Consider the following 24,294-nt stretch of genomic DNA (forward strand, 5'->3'; position numbering starts at 1 on the left):
GACCGATGACCCGGCTCAGGCCTCCGATCGGCTGGGCTCCTCGATCTCGGCGGCGTTGTCGGCGCGGGCCGGGAGGAGCAGGGCGGTGACCACCACGACCACGGACAGCACCGCGCCGATGATGAAGGCCAGCCGCATGCCGCCGAGGTTGGCGAGCACCTCCGTGACACCCTCGGAGCGCAGGGCCCCGGCACGCGCGCTCATCACGGTGATCACCAGCGCGGTCCCCGTGGCGGCGGCGACCTGCTGCAGCGTGCTCAGGATCGAGCTGGCGTGGGAGTAGAGCGACGGCGGAACCGCTCCGAGGCCGAGGGTGAACACCGGGGTGAAGGTCACGGCCAGGCTCACCATCAACAGCGCGTGCAGGCCGAGGAGCTGCCAGACCGGCATGGTCATCGTGACCTGGGTGAAGCCGACGAGCGCGAACATGATCCCGATCGCGCCGGGGATGACCAGAACCCGGCCGCCGAACCGGTCGAACAGGCGGCCGACGGTCGGACCGAGCAGCCCCATCGCCAGACCGCCGGGCATGACGAGGAGCCCGGTCTCCAGGGCGCTGAGCTGGCGGACGTTCTGGAGGTAGAGCGGCAGCAGGATCATCGAGCCGAGCATCGCCATGAATGCCACCGACATCATGATCAGCGCGACCGTGTAGGTGCGGTGACGGAAGGTGCGCAGATCCAGCAGCGGCGCGCCACGCTTCTGCAACGCCAGCTGGCGGACGACGAACACGGCGATGGACACCAGGCCCGCGACCACGATCGCGGCGGCGACGCGCACGTCACCGCCCTCGAACCGGCTGAGCCCGTAGACCAGCCCGCCGAAGCCCGCGGCGGCGGTCACCACGCTCAGCCAGTCGACGGTGCTGAACCGGGGCTCTCCGACGTTCTTGAGCTGCTTCAGCCCGCTCCACGTCACCACGGCTGCGATGGGGAGCACCACGGCGAACAGCAGCCGCCACGACCCGAACTGGAGGATCACCCCGGAGACCGTCGGACCCATCGCGGGCGCCACCGACATGGCCAGGCTGACGTTGCCCATCACGCGGCCCCGATCCTCCTCGGGCACCACCTGCATCAACGTGGTCATCAGCAGCGGCATCATCACGGCCGTGCCGGACGCCTGGATGATGCGGGCGGCCAGCAGCACCTCGAACGACGGCGCGACTGCGGCCAGCGCCGTGCCGGCCAGGAACAGGCCCATCGCGACGGTATAGGCGCTGCGGGTGGACACCCGCTGCAGGAACCAGCCGGTGATCGGGATCACCGCGGCCATGGTCAGCATGAAAGCGGTCGAGAGCCACTGCGCGGTCTGCTCGGTGATGTGCAACGCGCTCATCAACTGCGGGATCGCGTTGATCATGATCGTCTCGTTGAGGATGACCACGAACGTGGCCAGCACCAGCAGCCGGATCACGGGCGGGGTGCGGCCCTTGACGCCGGTCGCGGAGGTGGCTGGTGAGTCGAGCAGGGAGCCGGGCACGATACCTCGATCGGGGTTGTCGGGAGTGACATCGTCGCGGCTGGCGTCCCAGCCTCGGGTCTCACAAGAAGTGGTGGTCATGTACAGACTGACCTGCGCCACCGACAAAACTCATCGACCGCGCCCAACATTCCGACAAGCGCCACAAAATGTCACCCGATTTTCCGCGGCACCGGACGACGACCTCCAGGCCGCAGGGCGCCCCACCCCATGACCTGCGCGAACACCCCTAACAGGGCTACGCCACCACCGCGGCGGGCACCCCGCGCGGGCATCGGCGCCGCACACGCTCGGCGGGCCTTCGTACAAGATGGCGGGGTGGACTTCCAGCCGATCGAACGGCCCGCGGGGGCGTTCCAGGAGCCGGTGACCGCCGGCCAGATCCAGGCGGTCTGCCGCCGGATCTTCGGCCCGGGCGCCGCCGTGTCATCCGCGGTCGAGATGGGCCTGGGGATGTACAACACCACCTATCGCGTCACCGTCGAAGGCCGGAGCCGTCCGGTGATCGTGCGCTTCGCGCCCGGGCCGGAGCGCCAGTTCGTCTCCGAGCGGGAGCTCATGCGCAACGAGTACGCCACCGTGCCGCACCTCGCCAGGATCGCCCCGTTGATGCCACGCGTCGTCGCGGCCGACTGGTCGCACGAGCTCGTCGGCAGGGACTACCTGGTGCAGACCCTGCTCGACGGCGTTCCTGCCGCCGAGGGGCTGCGCACGTATCCGCGCCGGGCGCGGACGGGCTTCTTCCGTCAGATCGGGGAGATCGCCAGGACGGTGCACGAGGTGCGAGGCACGAGATTCGGCCCCGTGGGGGGGCCGGCGTACGACACGTGGAGCCAGGCGGTGACCGGATCGTTGCGGGACATCGCGACCGACCTGGACGGGCTGGGGCTGGACGCCGCCGACCTGCGCAAGGCCGCGGCGGTGGCCGCCGAGCACCACGCCGTGCTGGACGAGATCACCGAGCCGCGCCTGCTCAGCGGCGATCTGTGGACCATCAACATCATGATCGCCGAAGGTGCTCCCGAGCCGGTCATCTCAGGAGTGTTCGACCTGGACCGCACGCTGTGGGGTGACCCGGCCGCCGACTGGCCGATCCGGATGGCCGCGTCCAGACAGGATGAGCGGGTGGCGTTCTGGGAGGCGTACGGGGAGCGGGACGAAAGCCCCTCGGCGGTGTGGCGGTCGCTGATCTATGAGATTCGCCACCTCGGGGCCGTCCGGCTGGAGCGCCACCGTCTCGGCGACCCCGGCGGGGTCGGGGACTCGTACGACGCCGTGGCGGCCGTGCTGGCGGAGCTCACGTGAAGCGGGCCGCCCCGCGCGCCACCGCGATCACCTGGGCGCGCTACGCGGTGAACGCCGCCGCGTGGTCGCGGGCGAAGTCGGCGAAGCGGCGGGGCGGGCGGCCGACGACGTCCTCGACGTCGGTCGTCGTGTAGTCGCCGAAGCCGGAGCCCAGCGCCTGCCCGTACTCGACGAGCATCCCGGCGAGCCAGTCGGGGATGCCGCCGGCGACCATGCCCGTGCGGGCGTCCTCCGCGCCGGCGGCGACGTACTGGATCGTCCTGCCGAGCACCTGCCCGAGCTGTTCGGCCGCCTCGGTGTAGGTCAGCGTCTCAGGCCCGGACGGTGTGTAGATCCTGCCGTGGTGGTGCTCCGGCTCCGCGCGCAGGATGTGGGCCGCGACGTCGGCGACGTCGCGCATGTCGATCATGCCGAGCCGGCCCTGCCCCATGTTGAGCGAGAAGATCCCGTCGTGGGCGATGCGGCCGGCCTGCCAGAGCAGGTTCTGCATGAAGGCGTGCGGGCGCAGGATCGTCCAGAACAGGCCGGACGCCTGCAGCTCATGGTCGGAGAGGGCGTGCAGGCGTCCGTTGCGCGTCGGGGCGTCGTAGGCGGCGCCGATCGCCGACAGGCGCACGACTCGCTCCACGCCTGCCTGGCGGGCGGCCCAGAGCGCGTTCATGCTGTGCTCGGGCGCTCGGGGGTCCATCGCGGTCAGCAGCCACAGGTCGTTCACCCCCTTGAAGGCGGGCGGAAGGGTGCTCGGGTCGCCCAGATCCCCGGCGACGACCTCGACGCCCCGTCGTTCCAGCGCGCCGGCCCTGGCCCGGTCCCTGACCAGCGCCCGGAGGGCGAGGGCGGAGCCGTCGAGGGCATCGAGCAGGGCGCTCGACACGCTGCCGGTCGCCCCGGTGATGAGGACTGTGCGGCTCATCGTCCGTCCTTTCGTGAGGGGTTCCCTGCCCGAGCGGGTCAGGGTCTCGGACAAAGATAGTCCCGAAATGTGACTATCACAAGATGTGACTAGCACAGAGTGGTACTATACGGGGCGTGACGCACGCTCCCGAAGGCGAACGCAGCCGGATGATCACGCAGGATCCCGACCTGGGGATCCTCGCCGCGCGGTTGCTGTTCTCGTTGCAACGGGAGGTCTTCGTGCGGCTCGCCGAGAGGGGGCACAGCGAGGTGAGCCCGCGCCACGGGGCGATCCTGGCCTACCTCGACGCGGGCGGCGTGCGCGCGACGGAGCTGGCGCGGCTCTCGGGCCGGCACAAGCAGATCGTCGGCCGGCTGGTCGACGAGCTCGAGGCGCTCGGCTACGTGGAGCGCAGGCCGGATCCGGCCGACCGCCGCGCGAAGCTCGTCGTGCCGACCGAACGCGGCCTCGACCAGCAACGCCACGCGGATGAGATCATCGCCGACATCGAGCGCCGGCACGCCGGCACGATCGGCGAGCCCGCCTACGCGCAGCTGCGGCGAGCGCTGAAGGCGATCACCGCCGCCGAGGACGCGGGCGAACGGGACGAGGCCGAACCGACGCCCGGCTGAGACCCGCAAACTCTGGCGAGGCGGCGTCTTCTCCTTCACTATTGCTGTCACGGGCCATTCCTGAACCGCGCACTATGTTCACTCCGATACCGGAGGTAAGCACATGGCGATATCGGGCCGACCGGCAATACCTCTGATGTTGGTGGGATTCGGCGCGATGGCCCGCACCCGTACATTGCTCCCGCTGTTGACCGACCCCGCCACACCGGCCCGTGCTGTTTCCGTGTGCTGCCTGGAACAGGGCGAGATCGAATTTCAGAAGATCGTCCTGCCGTGGTTCTCCGAGCGAGGGCTTCCGCCACCTCGATACACGCCGACGCCGGCGGACGCGCTCACCCTTTCGCCCGCTCCCGCCGCAGCCGTCATCAACACGCCCAACGCCATGCACGCGTCCCAGGTGGAGCAGTGCCTGGACGCCGGCGTGCACGTATTCGTGGACCGTCCGATAATGCTCCACTCCGACGATCTCCCGCGCCTCGTCGAACGCGCCGCCCAAGCGAATCTGCTGCTTTTCACCGGCGTGCAGCGGCGCCTGGAAACCCACTTCCAGCACGCTTACGAATCGGTCGCACGCCAGTGCGACTTCGGCGATCTCGACACGATCCGGTGCGTTCTCGCGGTCGGCGAGCGTCCCTCCTCATGGCGCGCCAGGCACGCCCTGGTGGGGGGCGGGGTGGTGATCGGCACCGGCTATCATCTGCTCGACTTCGCCGCCTGGGTGGCCGCGTCACGCGGTGAGCGGTTCGGCGCGCGGGCCGCGGGGCAGGTCAGGTTCTCCGCGGAGCACTGGATGTCACCCGACGTGGATCCGGAGATCGAAAGCAGCGCCCTCGGCTGGGTACGGTCCGAGGGCGGCGTCACCATTTCGTTCGACCTGAGTTTCTCCGCCCCCGTGGGATCGGTCTTCGAACTCGTCGACCTGCGCGACCGCTCGGGCTCTCGGATCAGCATTTGCCGGGACCAACGCATGAGATCGCGAAATCCCGGGCACATAACACATCAGCGCGCGGACGGCTCGGTCGTGACGAAACATTACAACGGTGCCAAAATTACTTTATCGGACGCCTTGCTTCCGGGAGACGCACAGGAATCCCGCCCTCTCTCCGATTTCGTCGGCAAATGCGCCTCCGGTGGTAGCCTCGCGGAAGAACATCCCTGTTCGGGCAAGGCGTCCGTCCCAACCTGGGAGCTGGTCGGGCGCATTTATGACCTGGCGAAATGGCAGCGAAGGAATGCACATGTCCCGACCAATGGAGTCAGAGCCGGCACGCCTTGATTGCCGGGCCCACAGCGTCGCCGTCCAGACCGCCGACTTCGATACGGCGTACACCTTCTACACCACGGTGCTCGGCCTGCGTACGGTGCGCGAGCCGTTCTTGTTCAAAACCCGCACCCTCGCCTGGCTCGACGGCGGCGGAGTGCTCATCGAGCTCTTCTCCATGAAGAAGGGGCACACGTCCTTCCCCTATACCGACGTCAACCTGGGCCTCACCCATATCGCGTTCGAGGTGCCAGACCTCGACGAGGCCATCGAGCTGTGCAAACAGCACAACGTGCCGATCACCCAGGGCCCGATGACACCACCCAGCGGCGACCCGCTGCAACCGCGGGTGCTGTTCGTGGAAGGGCCTGACGGGCAGGCCATCCAACTGCGCGAACCGCGGAGAGATGAATGACATGACGACCGTGCGCTGGCTTCACCTGTCCGACCTGCACCTGCGAGGCGACGCGCGGGATCCGTACGACAGGAACAAGGTGCTGCGGCCGCTGCTGGCGACCGTCAGGGAGCGGACAGAGCGGGACGGCCCGCCCGACCTGGTCTTCGTCACCGGGGACATCGCATCCACCGGCAGCCGCGCCGACTATGACGTCGCCGCCGGCTTCGCGGACGAACTCGTCGCGTGCACCGGAGTAGCTCCGGAACGGATGTGGCTGGTGCCGGGCAACCACGACGTGGAGCGGCGGGCAGGCCGCTGGTTACGGCGCACGCTCGACAGCGCCCAGGACGCCGACAACGAATTCTTCGGCCGGGAAAACCACAACCAGCGCGAACCGTACCTGAACAAACTGGCCGCGTACCGCGATTTCGTTAGAACGTTCCAGCCGGGCTGCCCGCTGGCGGAGGGCGACGTCGTGCGGCGGCCCGAGATCGTCGCTGTCGGCGGCGCCCGCGTGGGCGTCCTGCCGCTCAACTCCGCCTGGTTCTGCCAGGACGACGACGACCAGGGACGGCTGTGGCTCGGGACGCGCACCGTCCGCGAACGCGGCGAGCTCCTGCTGCAGCGCGACCCGCATGTCGTCTTCGTGCTGCTGCACCATCCGTTCAGCTGGATGCACGCCGACGAGACCGCCCATGCGTGGATCAGGCAGGTCTATCCCATCATTCTGTCCGGACACCTGCACACCGCCGACGTGACGGGCACGCAGGCGCTCAGCGGCACGAGTCTGGACATCTCCGCCGGAGCCGCCTACCAGGGCAGCGAGTGGCCCAACCGCGTCTTCTACGGCTCGCTCGACGCCGGCACCCGCAAGGTGATGCTGGAGCCGCTGACGTTCGCGGACGGGCCGGCGGCCCACCGGTGGGTGCTCGACACCAAGGTCTTCCCCCACCGCGCGAGTGACGGCTACGTGGGTGAGTTCACGCTTCCCGCCCGCCCCAGAGCCACCGGCAAGGTGGCCGCCGACCAGTCGCTCGAGTTTCCCTTCGCCGTGTGGAGCGCGGTCAACCGGCGCCGGTGGCTGAGCTCCGTCGTCGACTGGTTCCACCACGCCTATTCACACGATCCGGACGCGGCCATGTCAGCGCTGCTCGACCACGTCTTCCAGATCTACGCCGCCGCCTGGCGCTCACCCAACATCATGGCGAGCATCGTCAACCTCGGCACCGCGCTCGGCCCGCACCTGCCGGCCCGCCTGCCGCCGGAGCAGGCACACCACCGCACGGTGATCACGCTGCTGGAGTACGGGCTGCACCGTAACCTGTCCCACCTGTTCATGCTGCCGCAGATCGACCGGGACGCCCTGCTGGAGATCCCCAACTACGCCAATCTCCTGCTGGCCACCAGGCTCCTGACCGCAGGCATCTATCAGGACGCCAGCAAGCTGGCCGCCGAGATCGGCGACGGCTGCTGCATCGCCCTCTATGTGATGGGCCAGAGCTTCCGCAAACGGGAACTGAACCACGAGGCCGGCGACCGCTTCTCCCGGCTGAGCGAGCTGATCGGCGAGATCCGGCGGCACGAGCCCGGCTTCTTCCCGTGCAACGCCAGCGGCAACGAGCCACCCCGCTGCCTGTGCAACCTGGACCTGCTGCACGCCGAGACCGAGCGTGCGCGCGGCGTCGTGGCCCGGCGGCTGCAGCAGACCGAGTTGGCCGAGCGTCACTTCGCCGCCGCGACCGACGTCGCCAGCAGCGTGGTCGAGCAGCAACGCCAGCCCCGCCTGGGGGCGCCCGACCAGGGCAGCGTGCACACCTCCTACGACATGGCGCCCTTCCGCGTGCTGGCCGACGTGCACTACGGGCACGGCTACTACTGGTACCAGCGCGACATGCTGGACCGGGCAGCGGAGCTGTTCAACGCGGCGATCGACGCGCTCGACCGGGCCAGGGAGGACTGGGATCCGCCGATCACGCGGCTGGCCATCGTACGGCTGCTGCAGTCCGATCCGAAGGCGGCAGGCAAGCTGGCCCTGCGGGCGCGCAACATCTGCATCAGAACCGCGCCGGCCAGCAACCGGGAGGCCACGCTCAGCCTGTCGTTGTGCACGCTGGTGCTGAAGGTGCTGGAGGCGGTGCTCGGCCACCGCATCCTCGACCCGGCCATCGACCCGATCACGGATCTGGGGCGGGCGCTGCGGCTGTCACCGCCGCTGGGGTCAGGGCCCCTGAACTGCCACCGCACGGACGCCGAGAAGCTGCTGCCCGTCGCGCCACAGCGGGTGCAACCGCTGGTGGCGGAGTTCATCCGGCGCATCGGTGACGCAGAGACCGGCCTCGCGTCCTGACCGGGAGAAGCGCATGGCACGAGCGGCACGCAACCTCATCCCCTCAGCCCTGGCCGAGCTGCCGCAGGGCGATCCCGTCGAGACGGCCTCCGTGCTGTTCCGCCACGCCGAACGTAACTCGCTGACCGCCATCGACTGGTACCTGTGGAAAAAGACGATCAAGTCCCGCTGGTCGCGCGGGCTGCGCGCGACGGCCATCGTCCTCGCGGTCTGCGGCGGTGTCGTGCCGCTCGTGCACGCCGCCGACAACCGCCTGATCGCCCCGGAGTGGGGGTACGTGCTCCTCGCGCTGTCCGCGGGGTGCGTGCTCCTCGACCGCTACTTCGGCTTCACCACGTCGTGGATGCGGTACATGCGAGCCCAGGCCCGGCTGCACCGGGCGCTCCTGCTCGCCCAAGCCGACTGGACGGCCGCGATGTGCCGCTCGGCTGACGGCGAAACCCTCATGACGGTGATCCGTGAGCTCATCCAGGCCACCGGCGAGGTGCTCGAGAACGAAACCGACGAGTGGGCCAGCGAGCTCAACGAGCAGGCGGAGCGACTCCAACAGGGGCACGCCGCCGACCGGCCCGCCCAGGGCGCCTAGACCGGCCTTCATACCGTGACCGTCGTCACCACCACACCGTCACGTGGACGTCCGGTCCCGGGTCCGCGGCGCGGTAGATTCCCGCATGCCGGCCGTTGCAGCAGGAGGTGGGGGACTCATGACGGTGCCCGCGGACAGCCACGTGCACAGCGAATGGTCGTGGGACGCCCCGTCAGGGTCGATGGAGCGCTCCTGCGCGCGGGCGGTGGAGCTCGGGCTGCCGGCGATCGCCTTCACCGAGCACGTCGACCACACGGTCTGGACGGTCGCTCTCGACGCCCTCGCCCCGGACGACCACCTCGCGACCGTGGCCACGCCGCAGGGGCTGCTGGCTCCTCCGGCGTTCGACGCACCCGGATACCTGGAGGCGATCGAGCGGTGCCGGGAACGTTTCCCGGCCCTTCGCATCCTGAGCGGTCTGGAACTGGGCGAACCCCACTGGCACGCCGCCGCCGCCACGAAGGTGCTCGGAGCCGGACGGTTCGACCGGGTGCTCGGCTCCCTGCACTGCCTCCCGGACGGCGACGGCTTCGCCGAACCACCAGGCCAGTACGCGCACCGGCCCGCCGCCGACGTCGTCCGGCACTATCTGGCCGGGATCGTCGACCTCGTCACGCGGAGCGACGCGTTCTCCGTGCTGGCCCACATCGACTACCCGCTGCGTTACTGGCCGTCGCGGGAGGCCGGGCCCTTCGAGCTGCCGAAGTTCGAAGAGGAGTTCCGGCACGCGCTGCGGATGACCGCCCGGTCGGGCAGGGCACTCGAGATCAACACCCGCATACCGCTGCACCCGGCCATCGTCAGGTGGTGGCACGAAGAGGGCGGGGACGCGGTCACGTTCGGCAGCGACTCCCACGACCCCGCAGCCGTCGCCCGCGGGTTCCGGGACGCGGCGGACATGGCGCGGGCTCACGGGTTCCGCCCCGGGCGGGACCCGTACGACTTCTGGGCGCGCGTGGACTGACCGCCATGGAGAGGGTCGCCTACCTGATGACGTCTCGCACGTCGAGCCCCTTCTCCAGCACCGAGTACTTCCGCGCCAGATCGGCCAGCCGCTGCAGCCCTTTCACGTCGAGCTCGGCGGAATATGACCCGAGTGCGAGGCCGTCGAGGTCGCGTGCGCTGAACTTCGTGGAGGAGGCAAGCGCCTGCACGGCCTGCGCGGGGTCGGCCGCGATCAGGCGGTGCGCCCTGGCGAGCGCACGCTGGAAGGCCGCGAGGGTACGCGGATTGTCCTGGATCCAGTCGTCGCCGGCCATCCAACCGGCGGTGGGCAGCCCTTCGAACTCCCCGGTCAGCGCCGGTCGCAGCACCCGCACGGCCTTCTCCCGCACGCTCGTGGTGAGGTAAGGCTCGGCCAGGAGGGTCGCCGCGATGCCGGCGTCCAGACCCTTGACGCCATTGTGGTAAGGGCTCTCGACCAGGATGACGTCCTCGGTCGTCAGCCCGCTCCGCTTCAGCAAGGCCGCGACGGAAAGCGACGAGAGTCCCCGAAGGTACGGGACCGCGACCTTCCTGCCCTTGAGGTCGGCCACGCTCCGGATCCGGGATCCGGCCTTGACCACGAGTGCCATGCTCCCGGGACGGGCACGGTACAGGCCGCCGACGATGCGGACCTTCTTGTCGTGCTGCCGGGCCAGGAACGACCCGACATAGTCGGTCTGGGCGAGATCGAACTCGCCGGTCTCCGTCGCGGACACGGCGGCGATGGCATGGGAAGGGACAGGCCGCACCCGCAACCCTTCCGCGGCGAAATACCCCTTGTTCATGGCCACGTGGAGGGGCGCCGCCTCAACGGTGTCCGCCACGCCGACGTCGATGACGGCCCGCTCGGGCGGCGCCGCCGGGCGGGCGGCCTCCGGCCTGAGTTTGATCGCGACCGTGCCTCCCAGCACGACGACCACGACCACGGCGGCCGCCGCCATGGCGATGACGTTGCGCCGCCTGCGGTGGTATGCCTCGATCGCCCGACCCGCCAGATCCCGCTGGGGCATGTCGTCCGCGATGCGGCTGAGCTGGTCGCCTAGCCACGTCATCGGCGGACCTCCTTGATGTGAGCCTCGTCCAGGGTGGGGAGTTGCGGCGCCAGCTCGGGCGCCAGGGCGCGCAGGCGGGCCAAGGCGTGGTGGGTCTGGCTCTTCACGGTGCCGACCGAGCAGCCCAGCAGGCCGGCCACGTCACGCTCTGTGCGGTCCTCGTAGAAGCGCAGGACGAGCACCACGCGCTGCTTGGGTGTCAGCCGCATGAGCGCCTGGCGCAGGACGACCCGCAGCACGGTGGAGTCCTCCGGGTCGTGGGCTCGCTCGGGTGGGTTCGCGATGGACACCTCCCCCGTCGCACGACGACGCCGCCACGAGATGTGCTGGTTCACCATGGTCCTGCGGGCATACGCCTCCGGCCTGTCCACGTGGCGTAATCTCGGCCACCTGCCGTACATCCGGACCAGCACGCTCTGTAAAAGATCCTCGGCGAGGTGGGCATCGCCGGTCAGCAGATATGCCAGGCGCATCAACCGGTGCTGATGCGCATCGGCGAATGCCTGGAAACTGGCATTGCGATCCAACGTCTCTCCTCATGTCAGTAACCTCCAGACGCTGTGGGCGTGCCAGAAGGTTGGCAGTCGGAGACGATTCAGCCGCGGGTGTGCCAGGAGGCGTGGCGACGCCCGCCGCGAGGTTCGACCTGATGGAGCGCGGGCAGAGGGGTGAACCCGGGGAAAGGGCCGCCATGAGCACCGCCGCCAGCCGGCTGACCGCCGAAGATCTCGAGTTTCTCGGACGCCCCCTGCACGGGTTCCTTTCCGTGGCCGGAGGAACGCAGCCGCCTCAACCCCGGCCCGTGTGGTTCGAGGCCACCGCGGAGGGGACGATCCAGCTCTTCACCGAGCCGGACTCCCTGAAGGTACGCCGCCTGCGCCGCGACCCCCGCGCCTCGATCGTCGTCGCGGCCCCGGTGGGCGAGCGCGAGCGCTGGGTGTCCGTCGCCGGCCACGCCACGGTGGAGGCCGACGGGGCGCACGACCTGTGCGCCCGCCTCGCCGCCCGCTACTGGGACCTCGACGACCAGACCCGGGCCGACGATCTCGCCATGATGCTGGCCGGCGACCTCATCCGCATCGTCATCCGTCCGGAGACCGTGCACCGCTACCCGAACTAACCGTAAATTTCGCCATATGTTGCTCCTGGTGCGCCATGCCATGCCCGCGTACGGCCCGGCCCTCCCCCCGCACGAATGGACGCTCAGCGCCGAAGGACGGCAGGCGGCCCGCCGGCTGGTCGCCCGCCTGCCCGAAGACGCCTGCCTCGTCTCCAGCGACGAGCCGAAGGCGTGGCAGACGCTGGGCGGCGACGACGCCGTCACGCGTGATCGGCGCTTCAACGAGGTCACCCGCGTGGAGCCGTGGCAAGGCGACTATCGCGAGTTGCGCCGCGCGTACGTCGAAGGCTCGGATCACGTGGACTGGGAGCCGCGGGCCGAGGTCGCCGGGCGCTTCGACGCCGGGCTCGCCGAGCACCTCGCACGTGCCGGCGGGCGCCCGCTCGTGGTGGCGACGCACGGCATGGCGATGACCGTCTGGATGACGGCGCGGCTCGGCCTGGAGGGACCCGGCGGCTTCTGGGCGGACCTCCGCTTCCCTGACGCGCTTCTCGTCCGCCTCGACTCGGGCGCCGTCGAGCGAGCCTTCGCCCTCTGAACGACACCGCCGGCGCCACACCCGCGGGGAGCCGGCGAACCAGCCCCAAGCGGGCGCGGCCGAATCCGTGGGATACCCGGCCTTGAGTGCCCCGGCAGCCTTACGACATTGTTGATCTCGCCCTTCAGCGCCATCGGCGTGCCGGTTGCCGACGGCAGTCGCAGCACGGTCGGCCGAAGGCACCGGCACTTCGCCGCAAGTGTCACGGGCGACACATCGTTGACCATGTAAGGAGTTCACGGATGCCCAGAACTGCGACGACGCTGCTGCTCGCAGGGCTCTGCACCATCGCCGGCATGGCCGTCGCCACCCCGTCGCAAGCCGCGGCCGGCATCACCCCGGAGCGGGTGTGCGGGCCGGGCTACGTCCGAGTGAGCGACGGCACGCGCACCATCAAGTCCGGCAGCACCGTATACGGCCGCCTCTACCTGATGTACAGCAAATCGACCGGCAAGAACTGTCTTGCCCTCATCAATAGCACCAACAGGAACAAGTTCGTCAAGGCCACCCTTTACGTCAAGGGAGCGGGCGGCAAGTCCGTGTCCGGCTGGTCCGACTCCGACGCCGCGGTCATCCGACCGGCTGCGGGCAAGTGTGTGATGTATTCGGGCGAGATTCGCGTCGGCAGCAAGGTGGCGCGCGGCGGGCGCAGCTACTGGGGCAACTGCGGCTGACCCGCGACCGCGCGTGCCCTCCCGTTCGGGGAGTCAGCCGACCAGCAGCGTGGCGATGGCCGGGCCGAAGGCGGCGCCGAGCAGGTAGAGCAGGTTGAACAGGCCCATGGCCGCGGACTGCTCCCTGTCGGGCACGGCCAGAGCGGCACGGGTCGCGAACGCCCCCTGCCCGGAGGCCGCCGCGAGTGACGCCAGCGCCTGGGCGGCGAGGAGCAGAGCCCAGGCGCCGCTCACGGCGGCCAGCACCACGCCCGTCGCGCTCAGCACGGCGAACAGCACGACAGGAACCAGCAGCCCGCGGCGGGCGGTGAGCATGATCACCAGGTAGGACGCGAGGCCGCCGAACAGCAGCGGCCAGGTGATGGCCAACCCCACCTGCCCGCTGCTCCAGCCCGCGTTCTCGACGAGCAGCGGCGGCAGCGCGTACATCATCCCGAAGTTGACGACCGCCAGCAGGAACGCCAGCCCGGCCGCGACCAGGAACGTCGGAGCGCGCACGACCTCGACCGGCACGAACCCGTCCGGCCGGGCGCGCAGGCGCAGCGCGAGCAGCACCCCGGCGGCCACCGCCGCGCCGCCCGCGGGCAACCACGTGTGCGGCACGAACACCAGCGCCGTGACCAGCGCAGTCAGCAGCACGGCCCCGGCCAGGTCGAACGTCGTGCCGGACAGCGGCGTGAGCGGCCGCCGGCGCAACACGAACGGCACGGCGAGCACGCTGAGCGCGGGCAGCGCCAGCGTAGCCCTCCAGCCCAGCGTGCCCGCGACCACGTCACCGGCGAGCGGGGAGGCCGCCCCCACCGTCGCCAGAGACGCCGTGACCAGCCCCATCGTGCGCGGTGAGCCGGCGATGCTCATCGCGATGGTGGTGAGGCCGGCGGTCCCCAGGCCCTGCAGCGCGCTACCGGCCACGAGGAACGGCAGCGCCGGGGCGACCACCACCAGCGCCGCGCCCAGCAGCACGAGCGCGGCGCCCGCGAGCAGCGCCGTACGAGCGCCCCGGCGGCGCTGCAGGCCGGCCATCAGCGGGGTCCCCACCGCGATCGCCCAGCCGAACGCGGTGACGATCCAGGTCACCGCGCCGATCGTGACACCCAGGTCGTACGCCGTGTCGGCCAGGATCAGGCTGGGCCCGGCGATGCCGAAGGACAACGGGCCGGCCATCGTCGCCAGCCACGCCCCGGGAATCCCGCGGGCCGGCCGTGAGGCGGTGGGGCGGAGGCCGCCGGTCGCCGGGTGCGCGCTCATGGCGCGACCGCCGGGGTGAGCGTCGGGTAGTCCGTGTAGCCGCGGTGGTCGCCGCCGTAGAAGGTGGCGGGGTCGGCCTCGTTGTACGGTCCGCCGGCGGCGACACGTACGTGCAGGTCGGGGTTGGCCAGCCAGAGCCTGCCGAACGAGATCGCGTCGGCGAGCCCGGAGCGCAGCGCCTCCGTGCCGTCCTCGACGGTCGCGGCTCCGTCCCCGTCTCCGGGATGGGGGTTGAGCACGAGCGTCCCCGGCCACTCGGCGCGCAGCAGCTTGGTGATGTCGCGCGTGTCGTTCTCCGAGACGTGCAGGTAGGCCAGGCCGTAGGGAGCCAGCGCGCGGGCCAGCTCGGTGTAGAGCACGTCGGAGTCGCTCTCGTCCATGCCGTTGTAGGTGATGCCGGGCGAGACGCGGATCCCGGTGCGGGCCGGGCCGATGGCGTCGCTCACCGCGCGTACGACCTCCTCGGCGAACCTGATGCGCCCCTCCGCCGCCCCGCCGTAGGCGTCGGTACGCCAGTTGGTGTTGTCCGACAGGAACTGGTGGATGAGGTATCCGCTCGCCCCATGCAGCTCGACACCGTCGAACCCGGCGGTCATCGCGTACCTGGCCGAGGCCACGAACTCCTCGATGGCGCGGGCGATGTCCTCCATGGTCATCTCTCGCGGGGTGGGCAGGTCGAGCGGCCCGTCGGGAGTGTGGAGCCGCTCACCGGAGGGGATCGGCGACGGCGCCAGCGGCAGCTCGCCTCCCGGGTACAGGTAGGGGTGCCCGATCCGCCCCGCGTGCATGAGCTGCACGAAGATCCGCCCACCACGCCGGTGCACCTCGTCGGTGACCCGCCGCCAGGCCTCGGCCTGCTCCGGCGTGTGCAGGCCCGGCGTGTCGATGTACCCCTGTCCGAGCACGCAGGGCTGCGTGCCCTCGGTGATGATCAGCCCGGCGCCGGCGCGCTGGCCGTAGTATTCCGCGGTCAGCTCGTCCACCAGTCCGTCGCGGAAGGCGCGGCTGCGGGTCATCGGGGCCATGAGAAGGCGGTTGGACAGGTCCAGCCGGCCTACGGTCACAGGTTGCAGCAGTTCGTTCATGCCTCGACGGTAGGAACGAGCGCTTACGGGCCGAATCGGTAAGGTTACCGTGATTACGTACGGGTGGTCGGCGTACGTACGTAAGGATCGGGGGCGTTGGTGCTGTACGGCAGGGCAGTCGAGCAGGCCTCCATCCAGGCCCTCGTCGATGCCGCGCGCGCCGGACGCAGCGGTGGCCACGTGCTGCGCGGAGAGCCCGGGATCGGCAAATCCGCGCTCCTCGACTGGGCCGCCGGCTACGCGCGGCGAGCGGGCCTGCGGACGTTGCGGGTCACCGGCATCGAGGCCGAGGCCGACCTGGCCTTCGGCGGCCTGGTGCAGTTCCTGTGGCCCATGCAGGACCGGATCGGCGCGCTGCCCGGCCCTCAGGCCGACGCGCTGCGCGCGGTTCTCGCGCTGGACGACGGACGGCAGGGGGCACCGGACCGGTTCCTGTCCGGGCTGGCCGTGCTGACCCTCCTCGCGGAAGTGGCCGAGGAGAGCCCGCTGCTCTGCCTGGTGGACGACGCGCAGTGGCTCGACCAGGCGAGCGCAGACGCGCTGCGCTTCGCCGCCCGCCGCCTCGGCGCCGACGGGGTGGCGATCCTGTTCGCCGCGCGGGAGGAGGGCTTCACCGCGACAGGGCTGCCCGAGACGCGACTCTCGCGCCTGTCGCCGGCGGACGCGGCATTGTTGCTGGCGGACCGGGGGCTCACACCGGCCGTACGGGAGCAGGTGATCGACGAGTCGGCGGGCAACCCGCTGGCGTTGATGGAGTTCTCCGTGGCGCAGCGGCCCTACCATTCGGCGGCCGGGCCGATGCCCGTCTCTGACCGGGTGCTGGCGGCGTACCGGTCACGGATCTCCGTGCTCCCGGACAAGACCCGCCTGATGATGCTGACGGCCGCCGCCGAGGCGCGCGGGCACCTGCCCACCCTGCTGGGCGCGGCCGAGATGTTGGGCGTCGGTCTGGACGACCTGGCGGGGGCCGAGCAGGCCGGGCTGGTCGACGTCACCGCCGCGGTCGCGACGTTCCGGCATCCGCTGATCAGCACCGCCGCATACCAGGGGGCGCCGCTGGCGCAGCGGATCCTCGTGCACGAGGCGTTGGCGCGCGCGACCACCGACGACGACTGCCGGGCCCGGCATCTCGCCGCCGCCACGACGTGCCCGGACGAGAAGGTCGCCGAAGAGATCACTCGCGCGGCGGAGCGCGCCCGCGGCCGCACCGCGTACGCCGCCGCGGCCGGCCTGTACGAGCAGGCCGCGCAGCTCACCCCGGAGCCGCGGACGCGGGCGGCGCGGCTGGGCGAGGCGGCCTGGCTGGCGCTGTCAGCGGGACACGCCCACCAGGCCGCGGACCTGGTCGGGCAGGCCGAGTGGCTGGTCGCCGGCCCGACGTCACCGGCGGTCCTGGCACCGGTACGGGCGGCGGTGGAGTTCGAGCTGGGCGAACGGCGGCTGGCGGCCCGGGTGCTGGTCGAACGTTCGTCGGACGCCGGCCCGGAGCAGGCCGCGCTGATGTTGCGGGCCGGCGCCGGTTACGGGTGGTTCTGCGGCGACCGGCAGGCCATCCTCGACGCGGCCGAGCGGCTGTGCGCGCTGGGGCGCCACGACCCGATGGTGTCCGGGATGGCGGCTCTCGTGCGAGAGGACTACGCGCAAGGGTTGCCGCTGCTCGCGGAGTTCGTGGCCGGCGCCCGCCAGGCGGCGCCGGACGCGTGGCGAGCGGCGCAGGACCTCCATTCGGGCGCGCACCGGTGGCGGCCCGATGACGAGGTCCTGACGATGGCCTGGGGCGCGTTCTGCGCGATGATCATCGGCGCGGACGCGGCCGCCGCGGAGCTGGCACAGGCCGAGGTGGCCCGCTGCCGCCGGCACGGCCTCGTCGGCGCGCTGCCGCAGGTGCTCCAGGACCTCGCCGGCGTGCAGGTGCAGGAGGGCCGGCACCGCGAGGCCGAGGCGTCCGTCGCCGAAGCCGTCCAGCTGGTCCGTGACATCGGGCTGGAGCACCGCGTGCCGAGGCTCAACTCCGTGCTGGCGCGGGTCGCCGCCATCGAAGGCGACGAGGAGCGCTGCCTCCAGCTGGCCGGGGACGAGCCCAACACCGGCGGCATGGCGGGCACCACCGCACTGAGCCTGCTCGACCTCGGGCTGGGCCGCCATGCCGCGGCGCTCGACCGGCTGGAGGCGGCCGCCCGCGGCCCGCTACGGCACGCCTCCGGCCTGGTCAGTGCCGGTGCCGACCAGGTGGAGGCGGCCGTCCGGCTCGGCGAGCCCGAAAGGGCGGCCGAGCCCCTGCGCCGCCTCGAAGCATGGGCGCTCGCCGGAGGACAGCGGTGGGCACAGGCGGTGAGCGCCCGCTGCCGGGCCCTGGTCACCGACGACGAGGCCCACTACCTGCGCGCGCTCGAGGCACACGAGGAAGCGGGCCGGCCGTTCGAACAGGCACGCACCCGGCTGCTCTACGGCGAGTGGCTGAGACGGGCCAAGCGGCGCAGCGACGCCCGGGCTCCGCTGCGCTCGGCGCTGACCGTCTTCGAGCGGCTGCACGCCACGCCGTGGGCCGAACGGGCACGGGCCGAACTGCACGCGACCGGGGAGACCCTGACACGGGCAGAGCCCACGGCCGCCGACCCCGTGGAGCGGCTCACCTCGCAAGAGCTCCAGGTCGTCCGTCTGGCAGCCGACGGCGCCACCAGCAGGGAGATCGCCGCACAGCTCTTCCTCAGCCCGCGCACGGTCGAGCACCATCTCTACCGCGCCTTCCGCAAGCTCGGCATCCGCTCCCGCCGCGAGCTGAGCCGCATCGACCTCTCCTGACGGCCGAGCTGACCCCGGCCGAACTCTCCGGCAAGCTCGGCATCCTGCCCCCCACCCGCGAGCAGGCCGCGGGCCACGGTTCACGTGGCTCGGGCTCGGCCGTCAGGCGTTCGCCCGGCGGAGGCGTTCGGCTGCTTGTGTCCAGAGCGCTCTGCCCGACACCGCGGTGTAGCCGTGGAGTGCTTCCCATCGGACGTCGTGGGCCGCCGGCCAGAGGCCGGCCGCCCACGCGACCTGCTGCTCTTCGGCGGTGAACAGGCGGGCCCGCATGTCCTGATACGCGGCCAGGAACGCCTCGGTGCTCTCGATCGGCGGCAGGGTGGCCGGTCCCGTCTTGGCGAACACGGCACTCGCGGCTCCCACCAGGGCGGCTTCCGGTTGCCAGGCCAGGCTGTCCCAGTCGTGCACCGTCCACACCTCCTGGCCGTGCCACCGGAGGTTGTGCGCCTCGAAGTCGGCGTGGCCCAGCACGCAGGGCAGGTCAGCGGCCAGCATGCGCCGCCGGGCCCTGTCGGCGACCTCCATGGCGTAGGCGGGTACGAGATCCTGGTCCTTCTCGTCGAGCGACTCGATCGACGGCCACAGCCCCGGGTCCGCATGGTCCCACCGCACCCAGCGCGGATTCGGCAGCGGCGGCGTGACGGCGAGGCCCGACAGTGCGGTCATCAGCCGGGCGAAGACCTCCGCGCAGCGCACGGCGACGTCCGGGGCGTCCCCGCGCAGCACCTCTCCCCCGGGGCGGAACTCCTCCGCGTGCACGGCCAGGGAACCGACGCCGACGACCGGCGTGAGCGGGCGGGCGCAAGGGAACCCGTTCTCGGCCAGCCGGGCCTGCGCTGTCACGCATGACACCGCCCGGCCGTCGTCGCCACGGGCCTTGACCACGACGTCGTCACCGCCGGCCAGCCGGAGACCGAACACCGTCGACATGGACCGTTGGCGGAACAGCACGTCGGCGGGCCGATCTCCGAGATGGGCCAGACACCATGCCGGCAGCCAGTCCGGTAGTTCGCCGAGCGCCACAGTGAAACTGTGCCACAGGAGACTCGCGTGCCGAGATCACGAGCCTCGCAACCCGGCGACCCTCGCCGGGGGGTGGACCCGGCGCCGGCCCTCGGCCTTCCGGTGGCCCTTCATGGCGCGGGCCGGTCAGTCCGGGGTGTCGGCGAGCTGGTTGACCAGGAAGTCGAGGCGCTCCTCCTGACCGTCCGAGGGGATACGGCCGCTGTCCGCCAGGACGGCCATGCCGTGCAACGCGCTCCAGATGACTTCGGCGAACAGCTCGCGTCGCGCGTTGTCCGGGCGGAAGCAGCTGACGAGTTCGTCGAAGGCGGCGCGCAGTGGGGGCGGCGTCTCGGCGTGCGCGAACTTCATGTCGGTCGGCATGACGAACATGGCCTGGTAGAGGGCGGGTCGCTCGGTGGCGAACTCCAGGTAGGCGCGGCAGACGGCGTGCAGGGCCTGCCGCGGCTCGGGGCCGGCCGACCGGGCACGGCGCAGGTGGGCGGCGAGCTCGCCGAAGCCGTCGATCGCGACGGCGCGCACGATGGCGTCCTTGCCGCTGAAGTGGCTGTAGAGCACGGGCTGGCTGTACTCGACACGCTCAGCGAGCCTTCTCGTGGTCACCGCCTCCCAGCCTTCGGCCTCGGCGAGTTCGCGGGCTGCCGTGATGATCAGCTGATGGCGTCGGGCGCGCTCGCGTTCTCGACGCTCTCTGAGGACGGACATGGACATGACTCTAGCAACGCTAGACATCCTGCCAACAGAATCTCAATCGTCGCCATCGGCACGGTCACGGGGTGAGGACGATCCGCCCGAAGACGGTTCCGTCGTCCATCTGACGATGCGCCTCGGCAGCCTGATCGAGCTTCAGCACCTCGTGTACGACAGGGTGCAGGCGCCTCTCCGCGGCGGCGTCGAATTGCTCGGAACGAACGGCGTTGCGCACGGCGACAGGAACGGTATCCAGGCTGAACGTCGCGAACGAGCGTGACTGCTGGAAGGACCGCATGAGGTGCGTCCCGAAGTCCGCCGGCGGCATGCCCGCGACGACGCCCACGAGGACCATGCGGCCGTTCGGCGCGAGCCGGTCGATGAACGCCGGCAGGTCGTTCCCGCCGACGATGTCGATGATCACGTCGTATGCGCCTGGTCCGTCGTCGCCACCGTGCCCCGCACGGTCGAGCACAAGCGTCGCGCCCAGTTCCCGGAGCCGTTCCCCGCGTTCTGGAGAGGAGGTGGTGACCGCGACGCCGCTCGCACCACCGCGGGCGGCGAGTTCCACCGTCGCGATGCCGATGCTGCCCCCCGCACCGCGTACGAGCACCGACTCACCGGCGGTGAAACGTGCGTGCGCAAGCGCGAAGTGCGCGACGGGGCCCGCGCTGCCGAGCGTTACGGCGTCGACCGGCGAGAGCCCGTCGGGGAGGGCGGTGACAGCGTCGATGTGAGCCGTGGCCAGTTCGGCGTAGCCTCCGCTCGTCCCCGTGAACGCCCACACGCGCCGCCCGAGCCATGACGGATCGATGCCGTCCCCGACCGCGGTGACCACCCCGGCCACCTCGCTGCCCGGAATCAGTCCTTCGGCGAACCCATAGCCGCCGAGGGTTCCGCGCCGGATCACGGCATCGACCCCGCCGACCCCGATCGCCTCAGACCGGACCAGGACCTGGCCGACGGCTGGAACCGGATCAGCGACCTCACGTACCGCCATCCCGGACGGGTCACCGAACCGCTCAATCACTACCGCACGCATCAACGTCTCCCTGTGTTCAGCTACGATCCGGACCGTAGTGGACGCATGCGTCCACTTAGCGGAAGTGAGAACGATGACGGAAGAAGTGACTCACAACCTTCGCGCGGATGCGCAGGAGAACCGCGACAGGATCCTGGACACCGCCCGCACCCTGTTCTCCGAGCGCGGCCTGGAGGTCCCGATGCGAGAGATAGCGCGCTGCGCCGAAGTGGGTCCCGCAACCCTCTACCGACGGTTCCCGACCAAGCAGGCCCTCATCGACGACGCGCTCACGGACGAACTGCGTGCATGCCGCCAGATCGTCGAGGACGGTTGCGCCGACCCAGACCCCTGGCGCGGCTTCTCGTCCGTCGTCGAAGGCCTGAGCGTGCTCAACGTGCAGAACAGGGGGTTCGTCGACGCCTTCATGTCGGCCAACCCTCAGGCATCCGTGTTCGCGGAACACCGCACAGCACTTCTCCGCCGGCTCCGAGCCCTCGCCTCCCGGGCCAAGCGAGCCGGGCGACTGCGGCACGACTTCGCCACCGACGATCTCGTGCTCATCCTGCTGGCCGGCCGCGGGCTGTCATCGACCCGCCCCGCCACCCGGACGGTCGCCGCCCGCCGCTTCGCCGCCCTCGCACTGGATGCCTTCCGGGAGAACGCGGCAAACGGCGCCCTGCCCCGAAAGCCCGCCCTCGTCGACGAGATAGCCCACGCCCTCCGACGAAGCCACCCGCTCAGGCCGCGGACGGACACCGGTGGTTCGTGCGGCACGCGTACGGGCTGACAACCACAGAGACCATCCAGAAGCAGCGCCGAAACGGCACCCTCCTCCCGCCCTCACTGATGAGAGCACGCCGGCGAGGCACACCAGAAAGATCAGGTGTCATGTTCACCGCGCGATCCTAACTCTGGCGCCCGGTCACGCCTTTGAGCTGGTACACGACCAGCCGGCACCGATCACTGAGCAGCCGTAGAAGGGTCGGTCATGACAGGCGCTGCCCTACCAGCCGCCCATCCAGCAGTAGAGCTGCTGATCATGCTCCTTCGCCCGTCGCGCAAGTCCCACGAACTCCTCAATCAGGGGCAACAAGTCATGCGGACCCGTATCACTGTAGATCTCGAAGTCTTCGATCTCCGACCAGCGAGCCGCCAGCACCTGTAGACGGTCGTTCTCGACGTCGGCCAAAGCGTCACGAACACGCACCGCGAACTCCGCGATGCCGGGTCCTTCAAGGTAAGGCGACCCTTCCGGGAGAGCGTCCGCCTCCTCCAGGCTCTGCGGTGCTCCTTCGGGCGGCGGATACAGATAGGTGAGGCCGAGGAGATCGACCGAGTACGGCTCGCCGAGAACGAGGGCAACCAATTGGCAGAACTCGTTCTCCGGGTCAATCTTTCCCGCATCTACGGCGTCGAACGCGGGCACGACCCCGGGCTTGTCGATAACCCGCGGCCGCTCCGGATCCGCTAACGCGGCACCCCGATCCGCGGCCCGATAGTACTCGGTCATGGCACCCACTCATGAGATCCCGTGTTCACACGCCTTGGCGAACTACTCGACCGGCCGCCAGAGTACGAGACGCGTCGGTGGCGTCCTGCCGATCGGCGTCGCACAGTCTTCCTTTCCTCATCGGGACGGTAGCCGCGTCCGTGCAGGCCCCCCTACTCCGGGCCGAGTACGCGCGTCATCCAGATCGTGTTGCCGCGTTCGGCGTCCTCGGTGATGCGGTCGCTTCGGTGGAACCCGAGCTTCTCGAGGACGCGGAACGAGGGTACGTTCCACTCCCACACGGTCGCCCAGAGCCGGCGACGTCCTGTCCGAGCCGCCGCTTCCATGACCGCACGGGCGGCTTCTGTCGCGTATCCATGACCGTGAGCTCGTTGTGCCAGCTCGTACGCGATCTCAGGTTCGTCGAGAGATCCCTGACCGACGGTCAATCCGCAGTAGCCAATGAACTCACCGGTGTCTCGCAGCTCGATCGGCAGCAACCCGAGCCCCGGATCCGCCGCCAGCGGATTGTTGCGGAGCCAGCCGCGGATGTCCTCGACCGTCGGGCGTCCCTCGGCATCGATCCGCCGCACCGGCGGCACTCGCGCATCCCGCTCAAGCCATAACCCGCGGTACTCCTCGGCATCCGACGGCACCCACCGCCGCAACCGCAGCCGCTCGGTCACCAGCTCCGCCGGTAGATCCTCATAGGTCCCCATCCGACCAATTTAGCCCGGTGCTGGCCAAGGTCAGAAAGCGACTGCAAGAGACGGACGTAGAGCTGATCAACTGCGTTCGCCTTGCCGATCCGTCTATCGGACTCACGTTGGCTCTTGTCGTGTTCACGATCCGTTCGTCGCAATCATGCCAGCACGAGGACGCCAACCAGATACGGGCCGATTGACCCGGCGGTGCGAGGATGTTAGCAAGATCTCACATTGTCCGGACAAACAGAAAGCCCCTGACGGCATAACGCCAATTCAGGGGCTTCCTGCTGCAGAGCCGACGAGGGGAATCGAACCCCTGACCTTCTGTTTACAAGTCAATGGCGGGTACCAGGTTGGAGGACGTTATGCCCTGGTCAGAAGGTAGATGCCGTTCGGCGAGATGTGATCACATAAGACGGTGTTGCTGTACGGCGCTGCTGTACAGCAACCCCCTCCAGACCATCACCACTAGCGACTTCGCCCTGTCTGGAACCTGCGCTCTTGGTTGATCGGAACGGCCTCAAGAAGTGTCGCCCCCTTGTGCTGGGTGAAGATAATGGCGAATTCGCCCCCGCACATCTCGCACCAGCCCGTGAGGGCAATCCGATGCCGTCGTCCCTCACCCACGCCCGGACCTACAGGGGCCGACGGTGTCCCCTGTTGTTCTACGGCGCCTGCGACGGCATCGACGTGGATGTCCGTGGACTCCTGACCTTCGCGCCGCGCCGCCACGTAGGCGTGCTCAACATGTGTGCCGTCTCCATCACCGCAAAGCGGGCAGGCCATGACTCCATTGACATATGAGACTTCGCCTCGGGGCGGAACCCAGGGCCGTTGCGTTCTCGACTGGTGAGACTGCTGTACCCCTGAGCCGGGTGGGCGAGTAGGGGTGCCCCGGTGCGGAGATGACGAACGCGACCCCTCATGATCGTCGGTGTCTAGCCAGTCGATCA

The 24,294-nt window shown here is 70.1% G+C and carries 24 protein-coding genes; 13 read left to right on the forward strand and 11 right to left on the reverse strand.

Going from position 1 to position 24,294, the window contains the following annotated elements; all coding sequences use genetic code 11:
* Positions 1-15 precede the first annotated feature (15 nt).
* Entirely contained in the window at positions 16-1,584 is a 1,569-nt protein-coding gene (locus ABGB14_RS48590; RefSeq protein WP_347650680.1) for an MDR family MFS transporter, read from the reverse strand.
* 216 nt (positions 1,585-1,800) lie between these two features.
* Between ABGB14_RS48590 and ABGB14_RS48595 the strand changes: the two genes are divergently transcribed.
* Entirely contained in the window at positions 1,801-2,787 is a 987-nt protein-coding gene (locus tag ABGB14_RS48595; protein WP_347650681.1) for an aminoglycoside phosphotransferase family protein, read from the forward strand.
* A 40-nt stretch (positions 2,788-2,827) separates the two neighbouring features.
* Here ABGB14_RS48595 and ABGB14_RS48600 read toward each other — a convergent pair whose 3' ends face one another.
* Entirely contained in the window at positions 2,828-3,700 is an 873-nt protein-coding gene (locus tag ABGB14_RS48600; protein WP_347650682.1) for an SDR family oxidoreductase, read from the reverse strand.
* A gap of 116 nt (positions 3,701-3,816) precedes the next feature.
* Between ABGB14_RS48600 and ABGB14_RS48605 the strand changes: the two genes are divergently transcribed.
* The 6 genes from ABGB14_RS48605 (at position 3,817) to ABGB14_RS48630 (ending at position 9,869) form a co-directional block, all read left to right on the forward strand.
* Complete coding sequence (locus ABGB14_RS48605; RefSeq protein ID WP_347650683.1) at positions 3,817-4,314, forward strand: MarR family transcriptional regulator; 498 nt, start codon at positions 3,817-3,819, stop codon at positions 4,312-4,314.
* Between the two features lie 136 nt (positions 4,315-4,450).
* Positions 4,451-5,590 (forward strand): Gfo/Idh/MocA family oxidoreductase, encoded by a 1,140-nt coding sequence (locus ABGB14_RS48610; protein ID WP_347650684.1) that lies wholly within the window; start codon positions 4,451-4,453, stop codon positions 5,588-5,590.
* Entirely contained in the window at positions 5,553-5,990 is a 438-nt protein-coding gene (locus tag ABGB14_RS48615; protein ID WP_347650685.1) for a VOC family protein, read from the forward strand. Before ABGB14_RS48610 ends, ABGB14_RS48615 begins: the two co-directional genes overlap by 38 nt.
* A 1-nt stretch (position 5,991) precedes the next feature.
* Positions 5,992-8,319, forward strand: a complete 2,328-nt coding sequence (locus tag ABGB14_RS48620; protein WP_347650686.1) for a metallophosphoesterase — start codon at positions 5,992-5,994, stop codon at positions 8,317-8,319.
* Positions 8,320-8,332: 13 nt separating this feature from the next.
* Positions 8,333-8,905 carry an SLATT domain-containing protein gene (locus ABGB14_RS48625; RefSeq protein ID WP_347650687.1) on the forward strand — a complete coding sequence of 191 codons (573 nt, stop codon included), beginning with the start codon at positions 8,333-8,335 and terminating at the stop codon, positions 8,903-8,905.
* A 118-nt stretch (positions 8,906-9,023) separates the two neighbouring features.
* A complete protein-coding gene (locus ABGB14_RS48630; protein WP_347650688.1) occupies positions 9,024-9,869 on the forward strand; it encodes a PHP domain-containing protein in 846 nt (281 codons plus the stop codon).
* A 19-nt stretch (positions 9,870-9,888) separates the two neighbouring features.
* Here the strand turns inward: ABGB14_RS48630 and ABGB14_RS48635 are convergent, their stop codons facing one another.
* Together ABGB14_RS48635 and ABGB14_RS48640 are read right to left on the reverse strand one after the other, a co-directional pair.
* Positions 9,889-10,941: an ABC transporter substrate-binding protein gene (locus tag ABGB14_RS48635; RefSeq protein WP_347650689.1), complete on the reverse strand. Its 1,053-nt coding sequence runs from the start codon at positions 10,939-10,941 to the stop codon at positions 9,889-9,891.
* A complete protein-coding gene (locus ABGB14_RS48640) occupies positions 10,938-11,468 on the reverse strand; it encodes a SigE family RNA polymerase sigma factor (protein ID WP_347650690.1) in 531 nt (176 codons plus the stop codon). The genes ABGB14_RS48635 and ABGB14_RS48640 overlap by 4 nt, the downstream gene beginning before the upstream one ends.
* A gap of 164 nt (positions 11,469-11,632) precedes the next feature.
* On the opposite strand from ABGB14_RS48640, the gene ABGB14_RS48645 reads away from it, so the two are divergent.
* From ABGB14_RS48645 to ABGB14_RS48655, 3 genes are all read left to right on the forward strand, one after another.
* Entirely contained in the window at positions 11,633-12,061 is a 429-nt protein-coding gene (locus tag ABGB14_RS48645; protein WP_347650691.1) for a pyridoxamine 5'-phosphate oxidase family protein, read from the forward strand.
* A gap of 16 nt (positions 12,062-12,077) precedes the next feature.
* The gene (locus tag ABGB14_RS48650) at positions 12,078-12,599 is read left to right on the forward strand and encodes a histidine phosphatase family protein (RefSeq protein WP_347650692.1); all 522 of its coding nucleotides are present in this window, start codon (positions 12,078-12,080) and stop codon (positions 12,597-12,599) included.
* Between the two features lie 242 nt (positions 12,600-12,841).
* Positions 12,842-13,273 (forward strand): hypothetical protein, encoded by a 432-nt coding sequence (locus tag ABGB14_RS48655; protein WP_347650693.1) that lies wholly within the window; start codon positions 12,842-12,844, stop codon positions 13,271-13,273.
* Between the two features lie 33 nt (positions 13,274-13,306).
* On the opposite strand, the gene ABGB14_RS48660 is transcribed toward ABGB14_RS48655, so the two are convergent.
* Together ABGB14_RS48660 and ABGB14_RS48665 are read right to left on the reverse strand one after the other, a co-directional pair.
* Entirely contained in the window at positions 13,307-14,521 is a 1,215-nt protein-coding gene (locus tag ABGB14_RS48660; protein ID WP_347650694.1) for an MFS transporter, read from the reverse strand.
* Positions 14,518-15,606 (reverse strand): alkene reductase, encoded by a 1,089-nt coding sequence (locus ABGB14_RS48665; protein WP_347650695.1) that lies wholly within the window; start codon positions 15,604-15,606, stop codon positions 14,518-14,520. Before ABGB14_RS48665 ends, ABGB14_RS48660 begins: the two co-directional genes overlap by 4 nt.
* 99 nt (positions 15,607-15,705) lie before the next feature.
* On the opposite strand from ABGB14_RS48665, the gene ABGB14_RS48670 reads away from it, so the two are divergent.
* The gene (locus ABGB14_RS48670; protein ID WP_347650704.1) at positions 15,706-18,408 is read left to right on the forward strand and encodes a LuxR C-terminal-related transcriptional regulator; all 2,703 of its coding nucleotides are present in this window, start codon (positions 15,706-15,708) and stop codon (positions 18,406-18,408) included.
* A gap of 102 nt (positions 18,409-18,510) precedes the next feature.
* On the opposite strand, the gene ABGB14_RS48675 is transcribed toward ABGB14_RS48670, so the two are convergent.
* The 3 genes from ABGB14_RS48675 to ABGB14_RS48685 all read right to left on the reverse strand — a co-directional run bounded on the left by ABGB14_RS48675 (position 18,511) and on the right by ABGB14_RS48685 (position 21,163).
* Positions 18,511-19,431 carry a hypothetical protein gene (locus tag ABGB14_RS48675; RefSeq protein WP_347650696.1) on the reverse strand — a complete coding sequence of 307 codons (921 nt, stop codon included), beginning with the start codon at positions 19,429-19,431 and terminating at the stop codon, positions 18,511-18,513.
* 126 nt (positions 19,432-19,557) lie between these two features.
* Entirely contained in the window at positions 19,558-20,136 is a 579-nt protein-coding gene (locus ABGB14_RS48680) for a TetR/AcrR family transcriptional regulator (RefSeq protein ID WP_347650697.1), read from the reverse strand.
* A 64-nt stretch (positions 20,137-20,200) separates the two neighbouring features.
* Positions 20,201-21,163 (reverse strand): zinc-binding dehydrogenase, encoded by a 963-nt coding sequence (locus ABGB14_RS48685; RefSeq protein WP_347650698.1) that lies wholly within the window; start codon positions 21,161-21,163, stop codon positions 20,201-20,203.
* Positions 21,164-21,236: 73 nt separating this feature from the next.
* Between ABGB14_RS48685 and ABGB14_RS48690 the strand changes: the two genes are divergently transcribed.
* The gene (locus tag ABGB14_RS48690) at positions 21,237-21,932 is read left to right on the forward strand and encodes a helix-turn-helix domain-containing protein (RefSeq protein WP_347650699.1); all 696 of its coding nucleotides are present in this window, start codon (positions 21,237-21,239) and stop codon (positions 21,930-21,932) included.
* A gap of 216 nt (positions 21,933-22,148) precedes the next feature.
* Here the strand turns inward: ABGB14_RS48690 and ABGB14_RS48695 are convergent, their stop codons facing one another.
* Both ABGB14_RS48695 and ABGB14_RS48700 read right to left on the reverse strand, forming a co-directional pair.
* Positions 22,149-22,655, reverse strand: a complete 507-nt coding sequence (locus tag ABGB14_RS48695; RefSeq protein ID WP_347650700.1) for a hypothetical protein — start codon at positions 22,653-22,655, stop codon at positions 22,149-22,151.
* A 152-nt stretch (positions 22,656-22,807) separates the two neighbouring features.
* Positions 22,808-23,353: a GNAT family N-acetyltransferase gene (locus tag ABGB14_RS48700; RefSeq protein ID WP_347650701.1), complete on the reverse strand. Its 546-nt coding sequence runs from the start codon at positions 23,351-23,353 to the stop codon at positions 22,808-22,810.
* A 17-nt stretch (positions 23,354-23,370) separates the two neighbouring features.
* Between ABGB14_RS48700 and ABGB14_RS48705 the strand changes: the two genes are divergently transcribed.
* Positions 23,371-23,538 carry a hypothetical protein gene (locus tag ABGB14_RS48705; protein WP_347650702.1) on the forward strand — a complete coding sequence of 56 codons (168 nt, stop codon included), beginning with the start codon at positions 23,371-23,373 and terminating at the stop codon, positions 23,536-23,538.
* Positions 23,539-24,294: the final 756 nt, after the last annotated feature.

The sequence above is a fragment of the Nonomuraea sp. B10E15 genome (genome assembly GCF_039871615.1).
Classification (GTDB): Bacteria; Actinomycetota; Actinomycetes; order Streptosporangiales; family Streptosporangiaceae; genus Nonomuraea.

Excerpts from the sequence above, each read along its gene's own strand:
- ABGB14_RS48690 (WP_347650699.1), top strand. The coding sequence starts at position 21,237 with ATGACGGAAGAAGTGACTCACAACCTTCGCGCGGATGCGCAGGAGAAC.
- ABGB14_RS48630 (WP_347650688.1), top strand. The coding sequence starts at position 9,024 with ATGACGGTGCCCGCGGACAGCCACGTGCACAGCGAATGGTCGTGGGAC.
- ABGB14_RS48660 (WP_347650694.1), bottom strand. The coding sequence starts at position 14,521 with ATGAGCGCGCACCCGGCGACCGGCGGCCTCCGCCCCACCGCCTCACGG.
- ABGB14_RS48615 (WP_347650685.1), top strand. The coding sequence starts at position 5,553 with ATGTCCCGACCAATGGAGTCAGAGCCGGCACGCCTTGATTGCCGGGCC.
- ABGB14_RS48685 (WP_347650698.1), bottom strand. The coding sequence starts at position 21,163 with ATGCGTGCGGTAGTGATTGAGCGGTTCGGTGACCCGTCCGGGATGGCG.
- ABGB14_RS48695 (WP_347650700.1), bottom strand. The coding sequence starts at position 22,655 with ATGACCGAGTACTATCGGGCCGCGGATCGGGGTGCCGCGTTAGCGGAT.
- ABGB14_RS48655 (WP_347650693.1), top strand. The coding sequence starts at position 12,842 with ATGCCCAGAACTGCGACGACGCTGCTGCTCGCAGGGCTCTGCACCATC.
- ABGB14_RS48635 (WP_347650689.1), bottom strand. The coding sequence starts at position 10,941 with ATGACGTGGCTAGGCGACCAGCTCAGCCGCATCGCGGACGACATGCCC.
- ABGB14_RS48645 (WP_347650691.1), top strand. The coding sequence starts at position 11,633 with ATGAGCACCGCCGCCAGCCGGCTGACCGCCGAAGATCTCGAGTTTCTC.
- ABGB14_RS48680 (WP_347650697.1), bottom strand. The coding sequence starts at position 20,136 with ATGTCCGTCCTCAGAGAGCGTCGAGAACGCGAGCGCGCCCGACGCCAT.
- ABGB14_RS48625 (WP_347650687.1), top strand. The coding sequence starts at position 8,333 with ATGGCACGAGCGGCACGCAACCTCATCCCCTCAGCCCTGGCCGAGCTG.
- ABGB14_RS48600 (WP_347650682.1), bottom strand. The coding sequence starts at position 3,700 with ATGAGCCGCACAGTCCTCATCACCGGGGCGACCGGCAGCGTGTCGAGC.
- ABGB14_RS48620 (WP_347650686.1), top strand. The coding sequence starts at position 5,992 with ATGACGACCGTGCGCTGGCTTCACCTGTCCGACCTGCACCTGCGAGGC.
- ABGB14_RS48700 (WP_347650701.1), bottom strand. The coding sequence starts at position 23,353 with ATGGGGACCTATGAGGATCTACCGGCGGAGCTGGTGACCGAGCGGCTG.
- ABGB14_RS48610 (WP_347650684.1), top strand. The coding sequence starts at position 4,451 with ATGTTGGTGGGATTCGGCGCGATGGCCCGCACCCGTACATTGCTCCCG.
- ABGB14_RS48650 (WP_347650692.1), top strand. The coding sequence starts at position 12,078 with ATGTTGCTCCTGGTGCGCCATGCCATGCCCGCGTACGGCCCGGCCCTC.
- ABGB14_RS48665 (WP_347650695.1), bottom strand. The coding sequence starts at position 15,606 with ATGAACGAACTGCTGCAACCTGTGACCGTAGGCCGGCTGGACCTGTCC.